Source organism: Labrenzia sp. PO1, assembly GCF_012273635.1.
GTDB classification, from domain to species: Bacteria; Pseudomonadota; Alphaproteobacteria; order Rhizobiales; family Stappiaceae; genus Roseibium; species Roseibium algicola.
In genome coordinates, this window is record NZ_JAAXCR010000001.1 from 1,156,226 (window position 1) to 1,177,545 (window position 21,320).

Annotated in this window: 26 protein-coding genes; 16 read left to right on the forward strand and 10 right to left on the reverse strand. The window is 59.7% G+C overall.

All coding sequences use genetic code 11. The annotated features are described in order from the left end of the window. Positions 1 to 2: 2 nt before the first annotated feature. Positions 3 to 1,109 carry a YeeE/YedE family protein gene (locus tag HCG46_RS05400; protein WP_168685011.1) on the reverse strand — a complete coding sequence of 369 codons (1,107 nt, stop codon included), beginning with the start codon at positions 1,107 to 1,109 and terminating at the stop codon, positions 3 to 5. A gap of 125 nt (positions 1,110 to 1,234) precedes the next feature. On the opposite strand from HCG46_RS05400, the gene HCG46_RS05405 reads away from it, so the two are divergent. Continuing rightward, the gene (locus tag HCG46_RS05405; RefSeq protein ID WP_168685013.1) at positions 1,235 to 2,173 is read left to right on the forward strand and encodes an MBL fold metallo-hydrolase; all 939 of its coding nucleotides are present in this window, start codon (positions 1,235 to 1,237) and stop codon (positions 2,171 to 2,173) included. Between the two features lie 24 nt (positions 2,174 to 2,197). Here HCG46_RS05405 and HCG46_RS05410 read toward each other — a convergent pair whose 3' ends face one another. The 3 genes from HCG46_RS05410 to HCG46_RS05420 form a co-directional block, all read right to left on the reverse strand. Next, complete coding sequence (locus HCG46_RS05410) at positions 2,198 to 3,304, reverse strand: YeeE/YedE family protein (RefSeq protein WP_168685015.1); 1,107 nt, start codon at positions 3,302 to 3,304, stop codon at positions 2,198 to 2,200. Positions 3,305 to 3,448: 144 nt separating this feature from the next. Beyond that, entirely contained in the window at positions 3,449 to 3,799 is a 351-nt protein-coding gene (locus tag HCG46_RS05415; protein WP_023003236.1) for a metalloregulator ArsR/SmtB family transcription factor, read from the reverse strand. A gap of 91 nt (positions 3,800 to 3,890) precedes the next feature. After that, positions 3,891 to 4,265: a regulatory protein SoxS gene (locus HCG46_RS05420; protein ID WP_023003235.1), complete on the reverse strand. Its 375-nt coding sequence runs from the start codon at positions 4,263 to 4,265 to the stop codon at positions 3,891 to 3,893. A gap of 92 nt (positions 4,266 to 4,357) precedes the next feature. Here HCG46_RS05420 and HCG46_RS05425 point away from each other — a divergent pair, with 92 nt between their 5' ends. The 11 genes from HCG46_RS05425 to HCG46_RS05475 all read left to right on the forward strand — a co-directional run bounded on the left by HCG46_RS05425 (position 4,358) and on the right by HCG46_RS05475 (position 14,125). Then, positions 4,358 to 5,092, forward strand: coding sequence for a cytochrome c biogenesis protein CcdA (locus HCG46_RS05425; protein ID WP_023003234.1), 735 nt, complete (start codon positions 4,358 to 4,360; stop codon positions 5,090 to 5,092). Positions 5,093 to 5,124: 32 nt separating this feature from the next. Beyond that, positions 5,125 to 5,718 carry a thioredoxin family protein gene (locus HCG46_RS05430; protein WP_023003233.1) on the forward strand — a complete coding sequence of 198 codons (594 nt, stop codon included), beginning with the start codon at positions 5,125 to 5,127 and terminating at the stop codon, positions 5,716 to 5,718. A gap of 177 nt (positions 5,719 to 5,895) precedes the next feature. Next, the gene (gene soxX / locus HCG46_RS05435) at positions 5,896 to 6,375 is read left to right on the forward strand and encodes a sulfur oxidation c-type cytochrome SoxX (protein WP_075282328.1); all 480 of its coding nucleotides are present in this window, start codon (positions 5,896 to 5,898) and stop codon (positions 6,373 to 6,375) included. A gap of 23 nt (positions 6,376 to 6,398) precedes the next feature. Then, positions 6,399 to 6,848: a thiosulfate oxidation carrier protein SoxY gene (gene soxY / locus HCG46_RS05440; protein WP_023014500.1), complete on the forward strand. Its 450-nt coding sequence runs from the start codon at positions 6,399 to 6,401 to the stop codon at positions 6,846 to 6,848. A 97-nt stretch (positions 6,849 to 6,945) separates the two neighbouring features. Further along, positions 6,946 to 7,272, forward strand: coding sequence for a thiosulfate oxidation carrier complex protein SoxZ (soxZ, locus tag HCG46_RS05445; RefSeq protein WP_023003230.1), 327 nt, complete (start codon positions 6,946 to 6,948; stop codon positions 7,270 to 7,272). A gap of 173 nt (positions 7,273 to 7,445) precedes the next feature. Then, positions 7,446 to 8,276: a sulfur oxidation c-type cytochrome SoxA gene (soxA, locus tag HCG46_RS05450; protein ID WP_168685605.1), complete on the forward strand. Its 831-nt coding sequence runs from the start codon at positions 7,446 to 7,448 to the stop codon at positions 8,274 to 8,276. A gap of 212 nt (positions 8,277 to 8,488) precedes the next feature. Next, positions 8,489 to 10,183, forward strand: coding sequence for a thiosulfohydrolase SoxB (soxB, locus tag HCG46_RS05455; protein ID WP_055656116.1), 1,695 nt, complete (start codon positions 8,489 to 8,491; stop codon positions 10,181 to 10,183). Between the two features lie 33 nt (positions 10,184 to 10,216). Next, on the forward strand, positions 10,217 to 11,491 hold the full coding sequence (gene soxC, locus HCG46_RS05460) for a sulfite dehydrogenase (protein ID WP_055656118.1): 1,275 nt from the start codon (positions 10,217 to 10,219) through the stop codon (positions 11,489 to 11,491). Then, a complete protein-coding gene (locus HCG46_RS05465; RefSeq protein ID WP_168685018.1) occupies positions 11,475 to 12,596 on the forward strand; it encodes a c-type cytochrome in 1,122 nt (373 codons plus the stop codon). Before soxC ends, HCG46_RS05465 begins: the two co-directional genes overlap by 17 nt. 87 nt (positions 12,597 to 12,683) lie before the next feature. Then, positions 12,684 to 13,127, forward strand: coding sequence for a DsrE family protein (locus HCG46_RS05470; RefSeq protein WP_286145741.1), 444 nt, complete (start codon positions 12,684 to 12,686; stop codon positions 13,125 to 13,127). Positions 13,128 to 13,378: 251 nt separating this feature from the next. Continuing rightward, the gene (locus tag HCG46_RS05475) at positions 13,379 to 14,125 is read left to right on the forward strand and encodes a Crp/Fnr family transcriptional regulator (protein WP_055656122.1); all 747 of its coding nucleotides are present in this window, start codon (positions 13,379 to 13,381) and stop codon (positions 14,123 to 14,125) included. A gap of 58 nt (positions 14,126 to 14,183) precedes the next feature. Here the strand turns inward: HCG46_RS05475 and HCG46_RS05480 are convergent, their stop codons facing one another. Then, the gene (locus HCG46_RS05480; RefSeq protein ID WP_055656766.1) at positions 14,184 to 14,546 is read right to left on the reverse strand and encodes a response regulator; all 363 of its coding nucleotides are present in this window, start codon (positions 14,544 to 14,546) and stop codon (positions 14,184 to 14,186) included. Between the two features lie 186 nt (positions 14,547 to 14,732). Between HCG46_RS05480 and HCG46_RS05485 the strand changes: the two genes are divergently transcribed. Next, on the forward strand, positions 14,733 to 15,038 hold the full coding sequence (locus tag HCG46_RS05485) for a hypothetical protein (protein WP_168685020.1): 306 nt from the start codon (positions 14,733 to 14,735) through the stop codon (positions 15,036 to 15,038). Between the two features lie 324 nt (positions 15,039 to 15,362). On the opposite strand, the gene HCG46_RS05490 is transcribed toward HCG46_RS05485, so the two are convergent. The 4 genes from HCG46_RS05490 to HCG46_RS05505 form a co-directional block, all read right to left on the reverse strand. Next, positions 15,363 to 16,496 carry an AI-2E family transporter gene (locus tag HCG46_RS05490; RefSeq protein ID WP_055656125.1) on the reverse strand — a complete coding sequence of 378 codons (1,134 nt, stop codon included), beginning with the start codon at positions 16,494 to 16,496 and terminating at the stop codon, positions 15,363 to 15,365. A gap of 42 nt (positions 16,497 to 16,538) precedes the next feature. After that, positions 16,539 to 16,967 (reverse strand): hypothetical protein, encoded by a 429-nt coding sequence (locus HCG46_RS05495; RefSeq protein WP_023003219.1) that lies wholly within the window; start codon positions 16,965 to 16,967, stop codon positions 16,539 to 16,541. Then, a complete protein-coding gene (locus HCG46_RS05500; RefSeq protein WP_023003218.1) occupies positions 16,967 to 17,311 on the reverse strand; it encodes a DUF883 family protein in 345 nt (114 codons plus the stop codon). Before HCG46_RS05500 ends, HCG46_RS05495 begins: the two co-directional genes overlap by 1 nt. Positions 17,312 to 17,511: 200 nt before the next feature. Beyond that, the gene (locus HCG46_RS05505; protein ID WP_168685022.1) at positions 17,512 to 17,772 is read right to left on the reverse strand and encodes a Rho termination factor; all 261 of its coding nucleotides are present in this window, start codon (positions 17,770 to 17,772) and stop codon (positions 17,512 to 17,514) included. 357 nt (positions 17,773 to 18,129) lie between these two features. On the opposite strand from HCG46_RS05505, the gene HCG46_RS05510 reads away from it, so the two are divergent. Next, positions 18,130 to 18,645 (forward strand): DNA starvation/stationary phase protection protein, encoded by a 516-nt coding sequence (locus HCG46_RS05510; protein ID WP_055656126.1) that lies wholly within the window; start codon positions 18,130 to 18,132, stop codon positions 18,643 to 18,645. A 112-nt stretch (positions 18,646 to 18,757) separates the two neighbouring features. Then, positions 18,758 to 18,994 (forward strand): hypothetical protein, encoded by a 237-nt coding sequence (locus HCG46_RS05515; RefSeq protein ID WP_168685024.1) that lies wholly within the window; start codon positions 18,758 to 18,760, stop codon positions 18,992 to 18,994. Positions 18,995 to 19,061: 67 nt separating this feature from the next. On the opposite strand, the gene HCG46_RS05520 is transcribed toward HCG46_RS05515, so the two are convergent. Beyond that, a complete protein-coding gene (locus HCG46_RS05520; RefSeq protein ID WP_168685033.1) occupies positions 19,062 to 20,864 on the reverse strand; it encodes a PAS domain-containing protein in 1,803 nt (600 codons plus the stop codon). A 179-nt stretch (positions 20,865 to 21,043) separates the two neighbouring features. Between HCG46_RS05520 and HCG46_RS05525 the strand changes: the two genes are divergently transcribed. After that, complete coding sequence (locus tag HCG46_RS05525; protein WP_023003212.1) at positions 21,044 to 21,241, forward strand: CsbD family protein; 198 nt, start codon at positions 21,044 to 21,046, stop codon at positions 21,239 to 21,241. Positions 21,242 to 21,320 lie beyond the last annotated feature (79 nt).

Genomic DNA, 21,320 nt, shown 5'->3' on the forward strand with positions numbered 1-21,320 from the left:
CTTCAGGCTGCGGTTTTCACCTGTTCTGCTGCAGGAGACCCAACGACCGTCTGCTGCCGGGCGTCATAGCTTGTCAGCAGGCGGTCGGCAACACCGGCAGACAGCCAGATGGCGGTCAGGGTGATCCACGCCGTCAGCGCGAAGATGGAAGCTCCCGTGATACCGGCCCCGACGGCACAGCCGCCGGCAAGCATGCCGCCGAACCCCATGAGCGTTGCTCCGGTGAGGTAGCGCGCCATCGACTTGCCGCCTTCGAACCCCTGCAGGGCGAGTTCCCGCGTCACGAAAGCCGCCAGGAACGAGCCTAGAAAGACGCCGGGCACCAAGCCCACATCGAAATCAAGCAGATCGCCCGGTGGTGACAGAACCAGCATCAGGGCATCGGCGGACGGTCCGGTGAAGGTTACGCCTTCCACCTGCACGGGGTCGAAAGCCTGCCGGGCCATGGCGGATGTGAACCACCAGGCCAGGGGAATTGCCAGCCCCGCGCCCGCTGCCGCCACCAGTTGCCAGACCTTCACCCTCGACCGCCAGGCAAAGACAAGCCCCGCCACCAGCCAGAGCGCCGTGAAACCAAGCGTCACGGATGTGCTCAGTCCCAGCATCTCGGTCAGATTGTTGCCGCCGATATCCCCTGTCGTCCAAAGACCTGCAAACCATTCGCGCACCGGTTTCAACAGGCCACGCAGGCTCGCCTGGGCGACGACGGCAAAGACAAGCCCGGACAATAATGCCCGCAGATTGCCGGTGGCCGAAAGCACCAGCAGACGGCTTGCGCATCCGCGCGCCAGCACCATGCCGGTGCCGAACATCAACCCGCCCAGCAAAGCTCCGGAGAGGCTTTGCGGCGACGCCAACTGGCGGGCTTCATTTGCCTGCACTTCGCCCAGGTGGATCAACACTTGCGTGCACAGAACCGCCGCGGAAAAGGTCAGGAGCCAGACAGGCAACCGGTCCTTCGGCGCACCGCGAGAGAATTCCAGGCTGGCAGCGCGCAGGCAAAAGCGGCTTTGCTGGGCAAAGGCGCCAAAAAGGACGCCGACAACCAGCCCGCCGATTGCCAGCAACCAGGGCTCGGAAATTTCGTCCAGAAGAAATGTCAGATCCATGGGCCCCTCCCGGGCACACTGCGTCCTCGATTGCCACCAGCTTGGTGCCCTTTCGCTTCAACGGGCATTGACCTCTCTCAATGAAACATAGATAAATTCAAAAGTTTGAATATGTGGAGGATGCCATGTCCGGGCAATTTCGGAAAGATCTGACGAGACGCAACGTTCTTGCCGGAGGCCTCGCGTTTGCGACCGCGGGTTTTGCCAGCCGGATAACGCCTGCCTTTGCAACCGCGAACCTGACCCTCGGCGCACACGACATCACCGTCTTTTCCGACGGTCATCTGACCCTGCCGATGAACTTCATTTTGCCAGAGCAAAGCGAAGAAGAGATCGCGGCGCTGCTGAAACCCCATGGCCTTGCCACGGACGTTCTGACGCCGGATTGCAACATCACATTGCTCCGCACCGGCGACCGCACAGTCCTCTTCGACGTCGGATCAGGCGCCAATTTCCAGTCGACGGCAGGTGAGTTGCCGGGCCACCTGGCGGAAGCCGGTATCGATCCGTCGGACATCACCGACATTGTCTTCACCCACGCCCACCCGGACCATCTTTGGGGCATCCTGGACGATTTCGACGATCCGCTTTACCCGGAAGCGCAGATCTGGATGCCACAGGCCGAATGGGACTACTGGCGCGCCGACGATACGCTGGCCAAGACGCCGGAGGAGCGCAAGAGTTTCGTGGTCGGGGCACAGGCGCGTTTCGACGTGATCGAAGACCGGGTGAACATGATCAAGCCGGGCCAGGAAGTGCTTCCAGGCGTTGAGGCGGTCGACACGGCGGGCCATACTCCGGGGCACATGTCCTACATGCTGCACGGCGGATCCGAGAGCCTGCTGGTGGTGGGCGACGCGATTTCCAACACGGTGATTTCTTTCGAAAAACCCGGCTGGGCTTCCGGCTCCGATCAGGACCGCGACATGGGCATTGCCACCCGCAAGGCGCTGCTCGACCGCCTGGCGCAAGATGGCTCCCGCGTCATCGGTTACCACTTCCCCCACCCCGGTGGAGGGCACGTGGAACGCACCGGCGATGCCTACAGTTTCGTCGCAGCCTGAACTGCCGGGTGAAAGGTGCCGGTTTTACTCCGCCGCCGAGTGATGGGCACTGCCCTGGTTGCGCTGGAAGGCGGCAAGGACGTTGCCTTCCACAAGCCAGGCAAGCCCGACCCGCGCACCGAGTGCCATGGATACCATCACGATGGGCGCGGAAATCGCCAGCGTGGAAAAGCCGGTAATACCCTGCCCCACCGTGCAGCCCATGGAAAACACCCCGCCGACGCCCATCAGGGTGCCACCCAGAAGATGGCGGCCGAGTTCGCGTGCATCGTCGCACGCTTCCCAGCGGATATCCCGTTTCCACATGGCCGCGACCACGGCGCCGACCAGCGTACCGGCAATCAGACCGACGCCATAGTCTGGCAAGGTCCCCGTATAGGTGATCAGCTGCATGATGGTGTCACCGACCGGTACCACGAAGGATCCGGCTTCGATCTGGATCGGATCGAAGGAGCGTCCAGCAAGGAAGGTTGTCGCCCACCAGCCGAAGGCAATCACGCTGCCGATCGCAACACCGGTTCCGATCTTGCTCCATTGCCGGCGATAGGACGCCGATTTGAAGATCCAGAACAGACCGGCCAAAGCGAGCACGATGGCAACCACACCCTGCAGCTTCATGCCCACCAGGGTCGAGACAATGTCGCCCATGGACTGGCTGCCGCTTGCGGTGAAGGAAACGGCAAGATCATCGACGATCGGCACCCGCACGATGCCGACGATGCCCCTTTGGGCTGCCAGTGCCGACAGGCCGATGACGGTCAGCACCACGAGCGCCCGCAGACTTCCGCCTCCCAGACGCAGAACGGCACCGAAGCCGCAGGTGCCGACAAGCGCCATGCCGATGCCGAACATGAAGCCGCCGAGAATGGCGCCCGTCCAGGCAAATTCCGGTGACAGGTAAAAGGAGGCAGCCGTGTCGGCCATGCCGAAGGCGACGAGCAGCTGTGTGCCGATCAGTGCGGATACGGAAGCAAGCACCCAGGTCCTGAGCGCGCTGCTGTCGCCCGCGTACCAGTGCCTTTCCAAGGCCGACAGCGTACAGAAGTGGTTTGACCTGGCAACGAACCCCAGCACGCACCCCGCGAGCACACCGAGAAGCGGTGTCAGCACCGCCGGATCGAGATTGACCATGCGCGTCCTACCCTCCGCCGGTTATTCCGGCCGCGTTTCCCGTACTCGCTCTTTCGGCGATTTTTCAAACCGTAGCAGGCAGCGAAATTTGCAGCAATCGATCTCGTTGCTGCATCGCACGCCCGTATGTTGCGTTACCTGCGATTATTTTTCAGGTGCACGCACGTCCTTGCAGAACAGCTCGTAAAGGCTCGAAATGATCGAACTCACCTCATCGTTCATGAGGCTGTAGTAGATCATCCGCCCGTCGCGCCGCGACTGCACAAGGCCTTCCAGGCGAAGCCGTGCAAGCTGCTGGGAAACCGCGGCCTGCGGCATTGTCAGGATCTCTTCGAGCTCGGAAACCGACTTTTCGCCTTCAGACAGCAGACACAGGATGACAAGGCGTACTTCGTGCGAAAGGGCCTTGAGCAGATCGCTCGCCTTCCGCGCCTGCTCCATCAGCAGGTCGAGGTCCTTCGCATCCAGGTTCTTGTCAAAGGCCGGCAGTATCATCCGGAACCCACACCCTTTTCAGCATTGCCATTGCAGCGCACAAAACCGCTTTTCAGATTCATGCCTCAACTTCAGCACCGGATCAACAGCATCACTTGCTCGTGTCCGGAAGCTTTCCCAACATATCGGTCAGTAGCGGCCAGAAGAAGTGCTCTCCCGGATAGCCGCGCAGACGGTCGATTTCAACGCCGTCGGCCACCAGAATGAAGGTTGGCGTCATCCGCTCTTTCGGTATGCCGGCCAGGTCCTGCGGCCAGGCGTCGGTAATATCGACGCGGCGCAACGGCGCTTGCCGGCCTTCCGACGTCTTCGGATAGGCGATGCCGATTTCCTCGTTCCAGCGCTTGCACCAGACACACCCCGGCTGCTCAAGCATGACCAGCTCGGCACTCCAGGCGGGCAACGCCTGAAACAGGCCGGAAACCAACACTCCGGCAAGGATCATCGCACGTGTCGCGACGGACATTTTGCAGTCTCCACATTTCTTCCATTGCAATATATAGGAACTTTTGAATATTTTAAAGCAACCGAAGATCGAGTTTCTCTGGGAGGAAATGAATGCTCGATGTTTCTCTGGGCGCTGCCTTTCTGGCAGGTCTGCTTTCATTCATTTCGCCTTGTGTCTTGCCGATTGTGCCGCCCTACCTGTGTTACCTGGCCGGTGTCAGCGTCGATGAACTGAAGGGCGACACGGCCACGGCCGAAACGGGTCGCCGGGTGATTCTGGCGGCGATCGCCTTCGTGCTCGGCTTTTCGCTCGTCTTTGTCGCCCTCGGTGCAACGGCCAGCGTCATCGGCCAGTCGATCGCCCGCTACTACGATATCCTGTCTTATGTTGCAGGCGCGATCATCATCGTCATGGGCCTGCATTTTCTCGGTGTCTTTCGCATCGGGCTCCTGTTCCGCGAAGCCCGCATTCATGTGGAACGCAAGCCCGCGGGTCTGGTTGGAGCCTTCGTCATGGGCCTGGCGTTCGCGTTCGGTTGGACGCCGTGCGTCGGCCCGGTTCTGGCGGCAATCCTGTTCGTTGCCGGATCGTCGGACACCACCTGGCACGGCGCCGGACTGCTTGCGGTCTATGCACTCGGCATCGGTCTGCCTTTCATCCTGGCGGCAGCATTTGCCAGCCGGTTCCTGAAACTGGCCGGCCGTTTCCGCAAACACATGGGCACGGTGGAAAAGATCATGGGCGGCCTCCTGGTGCTCACCGGCCTGCTGTTCATCACCGGGCAAATGTCGGCAATCGCCTTCTGGCTGCTCGAAACTTTCCCGGTTTTCTCACAAATCGGCTGACCGGCCATTTCCGGTCCAGGGAGGACAATGACATGCGTATCTGGAAACAATTGGTGCTGGCAGTCGAGCTATTGGCGGCCCTGACCACAACGGCGCTCGCCGCAACGCTCGGCGACGATGGCCTGCACAAGCAGCCCTGGTTCACCGTAACCTTCCGCGACATAGGCGAAGACATTGAAACCGCGGCAGGAGAAGGCAAGCGCCTTGCAATCATCTTTGAACAACGTGGCTGCATCTATTGCCGCCAGATGCACGAAAAGATCCTCTCCGACCCGGAAGTGACCGACTACATCAAAGAGAACTTCATGGTCGTGCAATACAACATGTTCGGCGACGAGGAAGTGATCGACCTGGACGGCGAAGAACTGACCGAAAAGACCGCCGCGCGCAAATGGGGCTATGTCTTCACACCCACAATCGTGTTCCTGCCGGAAGAGGTTCCAAGCGAGGGAACCGTGTCGGAAGTGGCCGTTGCGACGATGCCTGGCGCCTTCGGCAAGTGGACTTTCCTGAACATGTTTCGCTGGGTTCAGGAAAAAGGCTACGAAGGCGACGAGCATTTCCAGAAGTATCATGCCCGCATAATCAACGAGTTGCGCGAAAAAGGCCGCCTCGACGCGGAATAGGAAGAGCGGATAAAACAGGTTTATGCCGGATACGGCAAAAGGCCTATTGCATAACATATGCAAAAAATCATATCTTTTAATATGAGGAGGACAGGCAGGCTGGGGAATCGGACCTGCCGAAGGAACGCAAACGGCACCACAGCCGGCCGTTCCGCACTGAGGAGGAAAGCCGACACAATGTTCAAGGGCGCGACACATTTCAGCCTGCCGGCGGCCTTTGCCGGCCTAGCCGTCCTGGCCGCTTCCGCAGCGGCCGCCGGAACGGTTGCTCCGGACAGCGTTCCCATCGTCGATATGGAACTGTCCGAATCCCTGACGGGCGTTCAGGGAGACCCGCAGGCCGGACGCGAAGCCTTCGCCGACCGCAAGAAGGGCAACTGCCTGGCTTGCCATGCCAATGCCGATCTCAGCGACCAGCTGTTCCACGGCGAAGTCGGCCCCGTCCTCGACGGTGCCGCCGACCGCTGGAGCGAGGCGCAACTGCGCGCCATCGTGGTCAACAGCAAGGACGTCTTCGGCGAACAGACCATCATGCCCGGTTTCTACACCCTGAAGGTGGGCATCAACGTCGACGAGGAATTCGCCGGCAAAACCATCCTGTCAGCGCAAGAGGTAGAGGACGTCGTCGCCTATCTCATGACGCTGAAAGAGAATTGATCTCGGGTTTCAAGGAGCAAGAGATGAGCTTTACAAGACGCCAGGTGTTTGGTCTCACGATCGGAGCCGCTGCATTCGTGGCCGCCGGATCGCGGGTTTCCTTCGCCGCAACCGACCAGACCGAAGAGGCCATCAAGGCCTTCACCGGCGGAGCAGATCCCAAGGAGGGAACAGTTTCCCTCGACACGCCGGAAATTGCCGAGAACGGCAACACGGTGCCGGTCGGCGTATCCGTCGACAGCCCGATGACGGCAGACAGCTTCGTTGAATCTGTCCTGATCCTGGCCGACGGCAACCCCAACCCGGCTGTTGCCACGTTCCACTTCACCGCCATGAGCGGTGTTGCCGAAGCCAAGACCCGCATCCGGCTCGCCAAGACGCAGAACGTCATCGCGGTCGCCAAGATGAACGATGGCTCCACCTTCATCGACCGCAAGGAAGTGAAAGTCACCATCGGCGGCTGCGGCGGCTAATCCGCAACAGCGCAAGCGGCTTGTCCGCAGGACCGGCACCGGCCTTTAGCCGAAACGCCGCCCGGCAAGCAGATCAGGGATACGAAGGAACCAAATCATGGCAGATCCGAAACCGCGCGTGAAAGTGCCCAAGAAGGCAGCTGCGGGCGAAGTCATCACCATCAAGACGCTTATCAGCCACCCGATGGAATCCGGTCAGCGCAAGGACAAGGAGGGCAACCTCGTTCCGCGCCAGATCATCAACAAGTTCACCTGCGAGTTCAACGGTCAGGTGGTGTTTTCCTGTGACATGGACCCGGCCGTCTCGGCGAACCCCTACATGGAGTTCAGCGCCAAGGTGAATGAAACCGGTACGTTCAAGTTCACCTGGGTCGATGACGACGGCAGCGTCTACGAATCCGAGAACAAGATCACTGTTGAATAGGCGGCGGCCCTGCATCCGCGGCTGTGACGTCCGCACGGACTGAAAAGCCTGGGACAGGGTGCATCGAGAGTGTCGGGACATCGTATCTGCAGTCGGTTGAAGGCAGGATGTTCCAGGGAACGCTCAAATCGGGAGGAGACGATTTGGCCAATAGAACGAAACGCATAGCCACCATGTTCGCAATAACGATGGTCGGCACAAGCGCAAGCCTGGCCGGGGGGCCGGTTGACGAAAAGCTCGTTATCGACGGGGAAGTGGAGATCATGACCCGTGTACCGGCGCCGGAAGGGCACCCGTTCGACGAACTGATCTCGGGCTGGCACTACCGCACGGAAGAAACGCGTGATCTGGAGGCCGACAGCTTCCAGAACCCGGGTATGCTCTATGTGGAGCGCGGCGAGGAAATCTGGAAAACCGTGGACGGTGCTGCTGGCAAGTCCTGCGCCTCCTGCCACGAGGATTCCGAGGAGTTCCTCAAGGGTCTCGGCGCCAGCTATCCCAAGTGGAATGAGGACGCCGGCAAGCCGTTCAACATCGAGCTTCAGATCAACCAGTGCCGTGAACAGAACATGCAGGCAGAGCCCTACAAGTTCGACGCGGCCGATCAGAAGGCTCTGACGACCTACATCAAGCACCAGTCGCTTGGCATGCCGATGAAAGTCGATCTGAGCGAAGGCGAAATGCAGACCTGGTGGGACAAGGGCAAGGAACTCTACTACACCCGCACGGGTCAGCTGAACCTGTCCTGTGCCACCTGCCACGAGAACTACAACGGCAACTACATCCGGGCTGACCATCTCAGCCAGGGCAGCGTCAACGGGTTCCCGACCTATCGTCTGAAGCAGGCGGACCTTGTCTCCCTGCACAACCGCTTCCGCGGATGTATCCGCGATACGCGGGCAGCCTTCCCGGCCGCCTTCTCCGATGAGCTGATGGCTCTGGAGGTCTATGTGACCTGGCGTGGCTCGGGGCTCGGCATCGAAACCCCGGCGGTTCGCCAGTAGGCTGACCGTTTAAACTCCGGCGCGGTCGCAGCCACCGCGCCGGTTTCTTTCCTGTCGCCGGCGAAGTCCCGCCCGGCCAGCAGGCGGAAACAGAGGGCTGAAAACATCAATGTCCCGAACGTGGGATAACCGGGGTGCACGGCGTCGCCGTGCCTCAACGGGAAAACTGTGCAACCGGCCGGGCATCGGCCGTTGGTTTGGAGTAACTGAGGATGTTCTCAAGACGTGAGTTCCTGATGGCGGCAACCGCGACAAGTGCCTTGCTCGGATCGGGCATGGCGGGTTCGTGGTCGCGGCTGATGGCCCAGCAAGCCCTGACGGAAGACCAGCTCCTGGGGATGGACCCGAAAGGCAAGCTCACACTGGTGCATATCACTGACATCCACGCCCAGCTGAAGCCGATCTACTTTCGCGAACCGTCCATCAACCTGGGCATCGGCGACGTTAACGGCAAACCTCCACACGTGACCGGTGCCGATTTCCTGAAGCTCTACAACATCGAAGCCGGGTCGCCGGATGCCTATGCGCTGACCTCGGAAGACTTCGTCTCCCTTGCCAGGAGCTACGGCAAGATGGGCGGCATGGACCGGGTCGCGACCGTGATCAAGCGCATTCGCGCCGAACGCGGCGCCGACAACGTTCTCCTGCTTGATGGTGGCGATACCTGGCAGGGCAGCTACACATCCAACGTCACCCAGGGCGAAGACATGATCACGATCATGAACTCGCTCGAGCCCGACGCCATGACCGGGCACTGGGAATTCACCTACGGCACCGACCGGGTTCAGGAAGTCATCGACAGTCTGCCCTTCGCCTTCCTCGGCTCCAACATCTACGACAACGAATGGGACGAGCCCGCCTTCGAAGCCTGGAAGATGTTCGAACGTGGCGGGTCCAAGGTCGCTGTCATCGGTCAGGCTTTCCCGTATACGCCGATTGCCAACCCGCGCTGGATGATCCCCGGCTGGTCCTTCGGCATCCGCGAGGAAGACATTGCCAAACATGTGACCGAGGCCCGCGACGAGGGCGCTGAAATCGTCGTGCTGCTGTCGCACAACGGCTTTGACGTCGACCGGAAGCTCGCCTCGCGCGTTGACGGCATCGACGTCATCCTGACGGGCCACACGCACGACGCCCTGCCGGAACCGGTCATCGTAAACAACACGCTGGTGATTGCGTCCGGCTCCAACGGCAAGTTTGTCTCCCGGGTCGATCTCGACGTTCAGGACGGCAAGCTGGCCGGGTATGCCTATCGCCTGATCCCGATCTTCTCCGACGTCATCACGCCAGATGCGGACATGGCTGCGCTCATCGATGAGGTTCGTGCGCCTTACGAAGCGGACCTCGCCCGCGTTCTCGGCAAGACCGAGAACCTTCTCTACCGGCGCGGCAACTTCAACGGCACCTTCGACGATCTGATCTGCCAGGCACTTCTGACCGAACGCGACGCCGAAATTGCCCTCTCACCCGGCTTCCGCTGGGGGACATCGCTTCTGCCGGGCCAGGACATCACCTTCGAGGATGTCCATAACGCCTGCGCCATGACCTATCCGGCCGCTTACCGTTCATCGATGACGGGCCAGATGCTGAAGGACATTCTGGAGGATGTCGGCGACAACCTCTTCAACAAGGACCCCTACTACCAGCAGGGTGGTGACATGGTCCGCGTTGGCGGTATGGGCTATACCATCGATCCCGGCAAGGAAATCGGCGAGCGCATCTCGGGCATGACCCTGCTTGCCACCGGAGAAGCCATCGACCCCGCCAGGGAATATGTCGTTTCCGGCTGGGCCTCGGTCAACGAGGGCACGGAAGGCCCGCCCATCTCCGAAGTCGTTGAAGCCTATCTCACAAGCAATCCCGTGGTCAGCCTGCCGGACAACCAGTCCGTCAAGCTGGCAGGATGACGCCTTTTCTTCAGAGATCCTGAGGACACGATCATGACTGACAAAACCAACTCCAAGACGCCGGGTCTTTCCAGGCGTTCCCTCTTGAAAGCAGGCTTCGCCGCAGGCGCTGTTGCAGGCACGGCTGGTGCCGCGCGCGCGGCCGGCGATCCATTGATCACCGAGATACAGGACTGGAACCGGTACCTCGGTGACGGTGTGCAGGCGCGCCCTTATGGCACGCCGTCGGAATACGAGGCCCATGTGGTCCGCCGCGACGTGGAGTGGCTGACGGCCTCCACCGAGAGTTCGGTGAACTTCACACCGCTGCACGAGCTGGACGGCATCATCACGCCCAACGGCCTGTGTTTCGAGCGCCACCACGGCGGCATTGCCGACATCAATCCTGCAGATCATCGGTTGATGATCAACGGTCTGGTCGACAGCCCCCTCGTCTTCACCATGGAAGACCTGAAGCGTTTCCCGCGCGAGAACCGGGTCTACTTCCTGGAATGTGCCGCCAACTCCGGCATGGAGTGGCGCGGCTCCCAGCTCAACGGCTGTCAGTACACCCACGGCATGGTTCACTGCGTGATGTACACCGGCGTGCCGCTGAAACTGATCCTGGAAGAGGCAGGCCTGAAGACCAACGCCAAATGGGTGATGCCGGAAGGCGCCGATGCCTCGGCCATGACCCGGTCCATCCCGATGGAAAAGGCCCTCGACGACTGCCTGGTTGCCTTCAAGATGAACGGTGAGGCTCTGCGCCCGGAACAAGGTTATCCGCTGCGCCTGGTCGTCCCCGGCTGGGAAGGCAACATGTGGGTGAAATGGCTACGCCGGATCGAAGTCGGCGACGAACCGTGGCACCAGCGCGAGGAAACGTCCAAATACACGGACCTTCTGGAGAACGGCAAGGCCCGCCGCTTCACCTGGGTGATGGATCCCAAGTCCGTCATCACCTCGCCGAGCCCGCAGGCCCCGATCACCCACGGCAAGGGACCGATGGTCATCTCCGGCGTCGCCTGGTCCGGAAACGGACGGATCAAGCGGGTCGATGTATCGCTTGACGGCGGCCGCAACTGGAAGACCGCCCGCCTCGACGGCCCAAGCCTGTCGAAAGCCATGCACCGCTTCTACCTGGACATCGACTGGGACGGCTCGGACATGCTGATCCAGTCCCGCGCGATGGACGAGCACGGCTTCTTCCAGCCGACCAAGAACGAGCTGCGTGCCGCCCGCGGCGAAAACTCGATCTACCACAACAACGGCATCCAGACCTGGTATGTCAAAGCAGACGGAATGGTGGAAAATGTCGAAGTTTCTTAAAGCCCTCAGCCTTGGAACCGTGCTCGCCACCCTGCCCCTGCTTGTCGCGACGGCCCAGGCGGGAGATGCAGAAAAAGGCGAGAAGGTCTTCAAGAAATGCGCTGCCTGCCACGCGGTCGGGGAAGGCGCAAAGAACAAGGTCGGTCCGGAACTGAACGAGATTTTCGGCCGTACCGCAGGATCGCTTGAGGACTACAAGTATTCCAAGGCGATGATCGAGGCCGGTGGTGGCGGGCTCGTCTGGGACGAAGCAACGCTGACGACCTATCTGACCAAGCCCAAGGACATGGTCAAAGGCACCAAGATGGCCTTTGCCGGTCTGAAGAAGCAGGAAGACCTGGACAACGTGATTGCCTATCTGGCCACCTTCTCCAGTGCTGCTGCTCCCGCCGACCAGCAGGGCGCCGCAGAACCTGCGGCCACTGAAACGGAAACCGCCAGCGCCGACACGGCAGCGGAGGCTCCAGCCGCACCAGTGTCCGAAGTCCGTGAAGGCGGCATCTTCGGCCTTGGCCGTGTGGCGACGGACGACGAGGTCGCCGCGTGGGACATCGACGTTCGCCCAGACGGCAGCGGCTTGCCGGAAGGCTCCGGTACGGTGGCCGATGGGGAAGTGCTGTTCACGGACAACTGCGCCGTCTGTCACGGCGATTTTGGCGAAGGTGTCGGCCGCTGGCCGGTTTTGGCCGGTGGCCAGGACACCCTGACCGAGGAACGCCCGGAAAAGACCATCGGCTCCTACTGGCCGTATCTGTCCACGGTCTACGACTATGTCCGCCGCGCCATGCCCTACGGCAACGCCCGTTCCCTGTCGGATGACGACGTTTACGCGTTGACGGCCTATCTCCTTTACCTGAACGACATCGTCGAGGACGAGGACTTCGAATTGTCGAAAGACAACTTCCTGGAGATCCGTCTTCCCAACGAGGAAAACTTCATCGCTGACGATCGCGCCGAAGAGCCGCATTATGCTGCCAAGGCCGAACCCTGCATGAGCGACTGCAAGGACAGCGCGGTCGAGATCACCATGCGCGCCCGTATTCTCGACGTGACCCCGGGATCCGTCGACGACGACGAGGCCTCCGGCATGGGAGGCGTCGACTGACATCGTTTTGCGGCAGCGGTCCGTGAAAGAAAGGCCGCCCGCGCAAGGCCGCCGCAGGATATCCTGCGGCGTTAGGAGGAGGAAACGATGGGAATGTTTTCAAGACTGGCAGTGGCCACTTCGGCCCTGCTGATGCTTGGCTCTGCCGTATTGGCAGGCGACGGCATTCACAAACTTGCCCTGCAGATCAGCGACAATGATCCGCAGAAGATGAACACCGTCTTGAACGTCGCGTCCAATGTGGCGCGCCACTACTCTGAAATCGGCGAGGAGGCCGATATCAAGATTGTTGCCTTCAATGCGGGCCTGCACATGTTCCGGGCGGATACGTCCCCCGTTTCGGACCGCATGAAATCCTTCGTGGAAAGCATGCCGAATGTCGCCTTCGAGGCCTGCGACAACACCCGCCAGGCCATGGCCAGGAAGGAAGGCAAGGACATCGAGTTTCTGGAAGGTGTCGAAGTCGTTCCCGCTGGTGCCGTCACTCTGATGGAGCTGGACGAAGACGGCTACACCATCTTGCGGCCCTAGACAGTCACAAGACCCGCCGTGCGGACAGTTGCAAGGTCCGTACGGCTTCGTCCCTTTCGGCATGTAGCCCGCCGGAACGCCCGGCTCTTGTATTTCCGCAATCAATTGTCAGCCGTTCTTGGTCTTTCTTTTGCACGAAGCATTCGCGTCCGGCATCGGACAGACTTGCTTTCCCACACCCTTCTGCCTCAAATGGGAACCAGCAGCAGTTCTAGGCGTTTTGATGGATTGCCAATGGAGATGCCATTTGAATGACCGAAACAGTCCCGTTTCAAACCAATTGCCAAACCTGCCCCCTGAGACGGAAATCCGTATTCCGCTCGCTGGAAGACAAGGAACTGGACTTCATTTCGGATTTCAAGACCGGTGAACTGACGGTCGAAGCCGGAGCAACCATTGTTCAGGAAGAAAACAAGAGCCCGCATCTCTACACCATTCTGGATGGCTGGGCTTTTCGGCACAAGGCTCTGGCGGACGGCCGACGGCAGGTATTGAACTTTGCCCTCCCGGGCGATCTTGTCGGCCTTCAGCTTGCCGTCCTGAACGAGATGCAGCACACGGTCACCGCCCTTACCGACACTACCTTGTGCGTCTTTCAGCGCGACAGGGTCTGGTCGATCTTCAAGGACTACCCGAGCCTGGCCTTTTCAATGACCTGGATCGCAGCGCGTGAGGAACAGATCCTGGACGGGCACATCATCAGCCTCGGTCAACGTTCTGCCCTGGAACGGCTCGCCTATCTCATCCTGCATCTTTACGACCGCGCAGAGACAATCGGCTATGCGAGCAATCAGGCGCTGGATGCACCGTTTTCCCAAAGCCACCTGTCTGATGCGCTTGGCATCACACCGGTTCACACCAGCCGCACGCTCCGCAAGCTTCAGGAAAAGGGGCTGATCAGCTGGGCCAAGGACCGCATCCGGATCCTGGACAGGGATGCTCTGGAAAAACTTGCCTCATACGAGAGCATGGCCGATGAGTGCCGCCCGCTCATCTGAGCGGCGGCCGACATCTTCACGTTTGCTTGAAAGGCATCTTCCAGCGATAACGAGCGCGTCAGATCAGGGCGCCGATCTGGGCTTTTGTGTAGGGCTTGCTCAGGACCACCTGCCCCTCGAACGCCGCGGGCAGCGGGTCGAGATCGCTGTAACCGCTGGCGAAGATGAACTTCGTCCCCTTTTCCAGCAGCTGGCTGGCGAAAGCCAGGCTGGTATCGTCGCCGATCTTCACATCCAGAATGGCAAAGCTGAACAGCTGAGCTGCCAGTGTTTCCGCCGCTTCCGCAAGATTTGCGAGCGTCTGTACCGGCGAGAACCCGAGCTCTTCCAGCATCATCTGCGTATCGAGCGCGATGATCGGGTTGTCTTCGACAACCAAGGCAGCGCCGCGCGTTGCCAGCACGGCAATAGTGGGTTCCATTGTCACGAGGGTTCTCATCGTCAGACTTGTTGACTGTCCGCACGATGACACGAAATCAATCGCTCCGCATTAACATAAGTTATCGCTGCAGTTAATTTTCCACTTCGATCTCAACCTCCTCCTTTATCGAAAAGAGGCGTGAAACCTTTTCTTAACTCGGGAGTTTACTAGGCGGAGGTAGACACCATGTTCACGCATCGCAAACGAATTCCGACCAACGCCCCTACGGCAATCGCCGTTGCCGCCCTTCTGGCTTCCAGCCTGATTGTGGCAGAACCCTTTTTCACCAACGAAGCGGACGCGGAAACCGCTCACAACAGCAACACGCCCGCACCGGTAGAAGTTGAACAGAAGGCCGCTCCCAAAGGCGACCTGAAGGTTGAGCTTGCCGACGTGCATGGCCGCCCGATGCGCTGCGTCTCCGGCACGCGCGTAACCACCTGTACCGGCTGGCCGATTTCCCACGGCATGCTGGCATTCAATACCGAGTAAAGAGTTCATGACGCAAAATCGTTGAAAAGCCGCCTTTTCCAGGCGGCTTTTATTTTTTGCCTTGATCCGTGGCGAACGACACACGACCCCGCCGGGAGGGCCCCACCCGGCAAGCATACTGGCAACTGACAAATTGTCCGTATCACCTGTTGGAACCTGGAACCGGTACCCACCCTCACCCACGGCATCGAACAATTGCAGCCTGGGTGCCACCTTCCATCCACTCCGGAAAGAAGAAACCCGCGACAACGTTGAACCCGCGGGCATTGGAACGCCGGCACGGGTGGCCTTTGTCATGTCCGCGGGTTCGCAGGATTGCGATTGTCAGTGAGATGCGCCGGCCTCGGGCTCAGCTTCGGAACGCCCGGGCTCTTCAGACTGAGCTGTGTTGTTGATGATCTCCAGCACACTGACCACAACCAGCAGCAACGGCACGGCTATGAATCCGCCGATCGGTCCCCACAGCCAGATCCAGAAGGCAATTGCCAGGAAAACCGCAAAGGGGTTCAGCGTCATCGTCCGGCCGAGAACGGTTGGTGTGACGAACTGCGCTTCGATCAGGTTGAGAACCAGATAGGCCAGCGGCGGCGTCAGTATCTCCACCGCCGTGTATCCCGTCGCAAGTCCGATGCCGCTCATCACCAGGACCATTATCGCCGGCCCCAGATAGACGACGTAGTTCAAGACGCCGGCCAGCATTCCCCACAACAGCGGCGAGGGAACATCGAGCAGCCACATGGTCAGCGCCACGGCAACGCCGAGCCCCGCGTTGATGACGCTGATGGAGATGAGATAGGTGGAAAGGCGCGCTTCGATCGTCCGAAACGCGGTCACGATGCAGCGCCTGCCTTCACTGTCGGGAGACAACTGGAGCGCCGCCCTGCGCAGATGCGGGCGTGTCAGCAGAAAGAAATAGAGACTTGCCAGGAACAGGACCACCTGGGCCATGAAGGCCGGTGCGAAATAGAAAACGCTTTCTACAGCGGAATTGTCATCGACACTCACCTGCATGCCGCCCTTCTGGCCCATGGCACTGCGAAGGTCTTCCTGCAGGCTCGCGACAGACGAAAAGAACCCCTGCCAACTGACCAGCTGCGCCTGCAGCCGTGACCAGATGAGCGGAAGCCTGTCGAGCCAGTCCGACAGCGGCACGACGAAAGCCGCCCCGGCGGTCAGGATCAGCGCAATAAACACGAGCACCATCCCCCCTGCGGAGAGCCAGCTCGGCACGCCCAGGCGAGACAATCTTTCCATGGGAAGACCGAAGATCGTGCCGACAACCACCGACAGGAAAACCGGTGCGAAAAACACTTGGGCAAGATCAAGGGAAGCAATCACCACGATGCCACACAGGATGGCCGCCGAGTAGCGGACAACCGGGTCCGATCTGACAGCCTCGCCCACTGTTACGGGGGGAACAAGTCCTGTTACTGCGGGTCGGTCTGGCTGCGCTGTCATCACTGTTTGCTCCGGTGGCCGGCAAGAAGGCGCGGCAATGGGTTAGCCGCGCTCTTCGTCACCTCGTGCCTGCGCTGCCAGAAAGGCCAGACCGCCCAAAGCGGCGGTGATCATCAGGCCTTTTGATTTTGTGAGCTGTGGCAGAACGGAAATGGCAGCAGCCAGGCCCAGGCGCTGCGCGGCCTGACTATGCGCCTTGCGTCTTCGGTCCTTGTGCTTCAGGAAGCTGAGCACCGCCACGAAGACCAGTCCCGTTACGGCCATGAAGACGGCAATCAGCAAAGCCGCCATCGCAGGGCCGAACACCGGCGCCAGAAAGGCGCCGGCTGCCACCACGCCGGCCACATAGGCTGTTGCGAAACAGACTGCCGCAATGCCGCCCAACACGGCATTGCGCTTGGCACGGTGAACCATGCCATTGAAGTCTCGCGAAACAGCCCCGAAGGCCAGCGGTAGGGCGCGCAGGAGCATCAGCGGCGCACCAGCGCTGCAATCAGGAAGCCGACACCGGCGGCAATGCCGATCGACTGCAGCGGACGACGGCGCACTTCAGCAACGAAGGCGCGTTCGTAATTCTGCAGCTCAGCAGACAGGTCGCTCAGGGCGTCCTGGGACAATTTGGTCAGATCCTGCCCTGCTTCGGCGGCCTTGGTCTTGTATTCATCCGTCTTGCCGGCGCCGTACTTCTTCAAGGAGCCGGCGAGAGAGGCAATATCGCCGCGAATGCGTTCGATGTTTTCCTCGATCTCACGAGCGCTAACGGTGTCATTGGCAGGATTGGCGGTCGATGCCGTGGCAGTCTTCGCAGTTGCCATCTTGTCGCTCCTGTTTTCAATCGCGTGAAGCCCTGATGACGGGCGACACGCATCGCGTGAATGGGATCAAGCCCGGAATTCGGACACTTGGACACCGCGCTGAACCAAATTGCGCGGTCTGGCTTGTAAACGGCCTTGCGCTCATTTGGTTCCAGACAACACAGCATGAATTGTTGCAGCGGCGTCTTCACGGCTGCCCGTCAGCCGCGCAAGGCCTCGATCAGATCGGATTTGTTCATTGAAGACCTGCCGCTGATGTCGACCTCCTGCGCCCGTTCATAAAGCGCATCCCTGGTCCAGGTTTCATAAGGTGCGGCCTTGCCACCCTTGCGCGACGGCGCTTGGTGGTCGTTTGCCTGCGCATTGGCAATTCTCGCCGACTTTTCCTTGCTGTAGCCCTTGTCGCGCAGAGCGTCGTAGGTGTCTTCCTTCTTGATGCTGGAGCTGTTTTTGGAAGCCATGGCCGTGTCCTTTCATTTGTTGTTCCGCTGTTTTCAAAACAACCTCAAATGAAAAACGCCGTCTCGTGCGGGATCGTTCCAATATCTCTTCGATGAAAGGACTGGATAGAGATCCTTTTATCGAAGTGATAAAAATGAACTATGCCACCCGGAAGCTCAGACTTATAAAAAATACAAATGCTATTCTTGAAATAATTTCAGATCACATTTTCCATACTGTCAAAAATCGAAATATTTTCAAAAACATGGAACTGAGGACGAGCTGAAGACTTTTCCTATCGAACGTCCGGGCCACGCTCTTGTCAGCAGCACACCCGGACACATCGATCGCCAATCGAAAGCACGAAAGGAAGAACTATGTCGACGTCTCAGGTTCTGAACATCGAAACCCCGAAGGTCGACCCGATCAAGACGGGTGTTTCTGCCGAGGTGCGCGAACAACTGGCGAAGCATCTCTCGGTCATTCTGGCCGAAACCTACATGCTCACGGTGAAATCGCACCTTTATCACTGGAACGTCGTTGGACCGCTGTTCAAGTCGATCCATGACCTCACCGAAGAGCACTATGAAAATCTCTTTGCCGCGACAGACGACCTTGCCGAGCGCATTCGTGCCCTTGGACACCGGGCGCCGGTCAATGTCGACGAAGGCAAATTGAACCTGACCGTCAGCCTGCCGGCCGGCGGCATGCCCAATGCCTTCGAAATGATCGAGGATCTGGTTCGCAGTCATGAAATGATCGCTGCCGAAATGCGCGACATGGCAGCCTACGCCGGCGACAATAGCGACCCGGTGACGGAGGATCTTCTGACCCAGCGCATCACATTCCACGACAAGGCAGCCTGGATGCTGAGGGCCGTCATTACCGAATGACCGTTCCTCACCGGCATCCCGGATAACTTGCAAGACGACAAAGGTCCGTCTGCCGCGAGACGGCAGGCGGCCTTTGGCGTATGCACCAACTCAGTTTCAACCGTGTGATACCATGATCAGCGTATCGAAACGATTTGCCGGGTTCCGGACGCCTGCAAGCGTCCTGGAAGACCGGCACCTGTCGAATGAGCAAAAGCGGACAGCCTTGCTGGCCTGGCGGGCCAGCCTGCGCAAGGCACCTCGGGCAATTTCTCGGGACGGCCGGTCTCCAGCCGAACTGATCGAAGAAATCGACGAGGCCCTGAAGGCGCTTCGCCGCGAAAAGGCTGCGCGCGGAAAAGGTTCGTAAAGCTTCGCTCGTCGCAGGACGTAACGCACCTCTCCCAGCCCTGCCTGCAGTTTACGGCACGGGCGCCCTAAGAACTTGTCTTCCTGACCGGAAACTCGATGACGCAACTCACGCCTTCGGGAGCGAAGTCGATGGTGACATCGCCGTCGAGCGCCGGCCCCACCAAACGCTCAAGCAACATCCGCCCGAAGCCGTTGCGCCTCGGCGGCACCACTTCCGGACCGCCACGTTCCTTCCAGACCAGCCTGATCTTTCCATCTACGGTCGTCCACGACACCGACAATTTCCCCCCGAGCACTGACAAGGCGCCATATTTGGCAGCATTGGTCGTCAGCTCATGCAGGGCAAGGCCAAGGTTCTGCGCCGCATCCGCCGTAATCGAATGCGGATCGCCCTCGATCTCGATCTGCGGGCTTCCCGGGTCGATCGATTGCGCCAGATGCGCCAGCACGAGTTCTTTCAGGTCAGCGCCGTACCAGGACTGCGACACCAGAAGATCATGACTGGCCGCCATCGCCTGAAGCCGTGCGGCAAAACTTTCGACAAAATCCTCGGTGTTGTCCGAACGCGCCGCTGTCTGGCGTGCCATCGCCTGAATGACTGCAAGCAGGTTCTTGGAGCGATGCGTCAGTTCCCGCATGACGAGATGCATCTGGCGTTCGTTTTCCCGCTTGTGGGTCAGGTCGATGGAGATGCCGATCAGGCCGGTGATCCGGCCTTCCTTGTCGCGCGAAGGCTCCATGCGCATGTTGTAGCTGCGATTGACCCCGTTCATGTCCATGTCGAATTCGATGACGGCGCTTTCGCCTGTCTCGAGGACCTTCTTCTTAACCGGAATGAGTTTCAGCTGATCTTCTTCCGGAAACAGCTCATCATCGCTTTTGCCGATGAAGAAATCCGGTTTGAAACCGGGCGACGGATTGACGACATGAATATATTTCAGGTCCAGGTCCTGTTCGAACACGGTTGTAAGCGAACCGTCGAGCGCCTTTTCGAAACGCCGATTTGCCTCCGCGAGTTGACTTGCCAGCGAGGCGAGTCGGATCTCATAGAGATTCTTCTCGGTCATATCGATGGCCGTGCACAGCACACCATCAATTTCACCACTGCTGTCACGTGTCGGATGCACGATCAGGTCCAGCGAAATAGTTCCCGTTTCTTCACTGTCGAGCGCGAAGAAGGTAGATGCCGTCTCGCCGGTTTCCAGCACCTGGCGCTTGACCGGCTCCAGTTCCGCCGCGGTCTCTTCCGGCAGCAGATCCTGATCTGTACACCCGATGACGTCATCGGCTTCCTTGCCGAACCGCGGATTGTGGATCCACGTGTAGCGCAGATCTTTGTCCTGGGTGAAAACGGAGATGTTGGATCCGGTCAACGCGGTCTCGAACCGCTCGTTGATCCGCCTTATCTCCCGCCGCGATCTGCCGACCTTGTCGGAAAGCTGGAGATTTTCAGCCTTCAGAACATCATTGGCCCGCTCCAGATCCTTGAGCGAGGGAATGGCCAGCAGCATCGGCCGGACCCGCCAGACAACCACTGCAGTTGCCACAGAGACAAGGGCTGTTACCAGCTTGATCAGACCCTGTGCACCGTAGATCGGCCACCAGAGCGTTACCAGAGCTGTCAGATGGGTCAGCGCACACGCCAGAATGAAGGCGATGAACAGGTAACCGATCTTGCGGGAATTGCCTTGAATATCCGGACGCTTGCGCAGAAATCCGAAGATCATCAGGGGAATGGCAATATAGGCCAGCGCAATCAGGGCATCGGAGATCGCATGAATGGCCAGGAGATCCGGACGCCAGAGCAGGCAGTATCCATGCGGCATGAAGGCGGCCGCACCAAACAGATAGGACACGATTTCAGACATTTCGAATTTGCTCCGTCATCCGGGCATGTAAACTTTCGCGGCCGTCCCGCATCGGAAAAGCCGCTCCCGCGCCGGTGCGCCAGCAAACAGTCAAAGCTGGCAGCAACCGCAATTCATTCGGAACCTTTGACCTCAGGAACCGTTTTCCAGATGTCAGAAAGACAAGGAGAAAACGACCGATGAATTGGGACCGGATTGAAGGAAACTGGAAAGAATTCAAAGGCAAGGCCATCACCCAATGGGGCAGGCTGACCGACGATGATGTGGATCGTGTTGCCGGCAAACGGACCGAACTCGCAGGTCTGATCCAGCAGAAATACGGCAAGACCCGTGAAGAAGCCGAGCGAGAAATCGATACCTGGATCTCGCGGCACTGATGGAAGAAGGCGGGCAGTGCCCGCCTCTTCCTCCCGCTACGGGATCTGTCGTTATCGCGCACTGAAGGGCAGACGCCGA

Coding starts and splice junctions, on each gene's coding strand:
- HCG46_RS05515 (WP_168685024.1), top strand. CDS start 18,758: ATGATCAGCGTATCGAAACGATTTGCCGGGTTCCGGACGCCTGCAAGC.
- soxY (WP_023014500.1), top strand. CDS start 6,399: ATGAGCTTTACAAGACGCCAGGTGTTTGGTCTCACGATCGGAGCCGCT.
- HCG46_RS05475 (WP_055656122.1), top strand. CDS start 13,379: ATGACCGAAACAGTCCCGTTTCAAACCAATTGCCAAACCTGCCCCCTG.
- HCG46_RS05525 (WP_023003212.1), top strand. CDS start 21,044: ATGAATTGGGACCGGATTGAAGGAAACTGGAAAGAATTCAAAGGCAAG.
- HCG46_RS05490 (WP_055656125.1), bottom strand. CDS start 16,496: ATGACAGCGCAGCCAGACCGACCCGCAGTAACAGGACTTGTTCCCCCC.
- HCG46_RS05410 (WP_168685015.1), bottom strand. CDS start 3,304: ATGGTCAATCTCGATCCGGCGGTGCTGACACCGCTTCTCGGTGTGCTC.
- HCG46_RS05500 (WP_023003218.1), bottom strand. CDS start 17,311: ATGGCAACTGCGAAGACTGCCACGGCATCGACCGCCAATCCTGCCAAT.
- HCG46_RS05480 (WP_055656766.1), bottom strand. CDS start 14,546: ATGGAACCCACTATTGCCGTGCTGGCAACGCGCGGCGCTGCCTTGGTT.
- soxZ (WP_023003230.1), top strand. CDS start 6,946: ATGGCAGATCCGAAACCGCGCGTGAAAGTGCCCAAGAAGGCAGCTGCG.
- HCG46_RS05495 (WP_023003219.1), bottom strand. CDS start 16,967: ATGCTCCTGCGCGCCCTACCGCTGGCCTTCGGGGCTGTTTCGCGAGAC.
- soxA (WP_168685605.1), top strand. CDS start 7,446: ATGTTCGCAATAACGATGGTCGGCACAAGCGCAAGCCTGGCCGGGGGG.
- HCG46_RS05425 (WP_023003234.1), top strand. CDS start 4,358: ATGCTCGATGTTTCTCTGGGCGCTGCCTTTCTGGCAGGTCTGCTTTCA.
- HCG46_RS05415 (WP_023003236.1), bottom strand. CDS start 3,799: ATGATACTGCCGGCCTTTGACAAGAACCTGGATGCGAAGGACCTCGAC.
- soxB (WP_055656116.1), top strand. CDS start 8,489: ATGTTCTCAAGACGTGAGTTCCTGATGGCGGCAACCGCGACAAGTGCC.
- HCG46_RS05520 (WP_168685033.1), bottom strand. CDS start 20,864: ATGTCTGAAATCGTGTCCTATCTGTTTGGTGCGGCCGCCTTCATGCCG.
- soxX (WP_075282328.1), top strand. CDS start 5,896: ATGTTCAAGGGCGCGACACATTTCAGCCTGCCGGCGGCCTTTGCCGGC.
- HCG46_RS05510 (WP_055656126.1), top strand. CDS start 18,130: ATGTCGACGTCTCAGGTTCTGAACATCGAAACCCCGAAGGTCGACCCG.
- HCG46_RS05465 (WP_168685018.1), top strand. CDS start 11,475: ATGTCGAAGTTTCTTAAAGCCCTCAGCCTTGGAACCGTGCTCGCCACC.
- HCG46_RS05430 (WP_023003233.1), top strand. CDS start 5,125: ATGCGTATCTGGAAACAATTGGTGCTGGCAGTCGAGCTATTGGCGGCC.
- HCG46_RS05400 (WP_168685011.1), bottom strand. CDS start 1,109: ATGGATCTGACATTTCTTCTGGACGAAATTTCCGAGCCCTGGTTGCTG.
- HCG46_RS05420 (WP_023003235.1), bottom strand. CDS start 4,265: ATGTCCGTCGCGACACGTGCGATGATCCTTGCCGGAGTGTTGGTTTCC.
- HCG46_RS05405 (WP_168685013.1), top strand. CDS start 1,235: ATGTCCGGGCAATTTCGGAAAGATCTGACGAGACGCAACGTTCTTGCC.
- HCG46_RS05470 (WP_286145741.1), top strand. CDS start 12,684: ATGGGAATGTTTTCAAGACTGGCAGTGGCCACTTCGGCCCTGCTGATG.
- HCG46_RS05485 (WP_168685020.1), top strand. CDS start 14,733: ATGTTCACGCATCGCAAACGAATTCCGACCAACGCCCCTACGGCAATC.
- soxC (WP_055656118.1), top strand. CDS start 10,217: ATGACTGACAAAACCAACTCCAAGACGCCGGGTCTTTCCAGGCGTTCC.
- HCG46_RS05505 (WP_168685022.1), bottom strand. CDS start 17,772: ATGGCTTCCAAAAACAGCTCCAGCATCAAGAAGGAAGACACCTACGAC.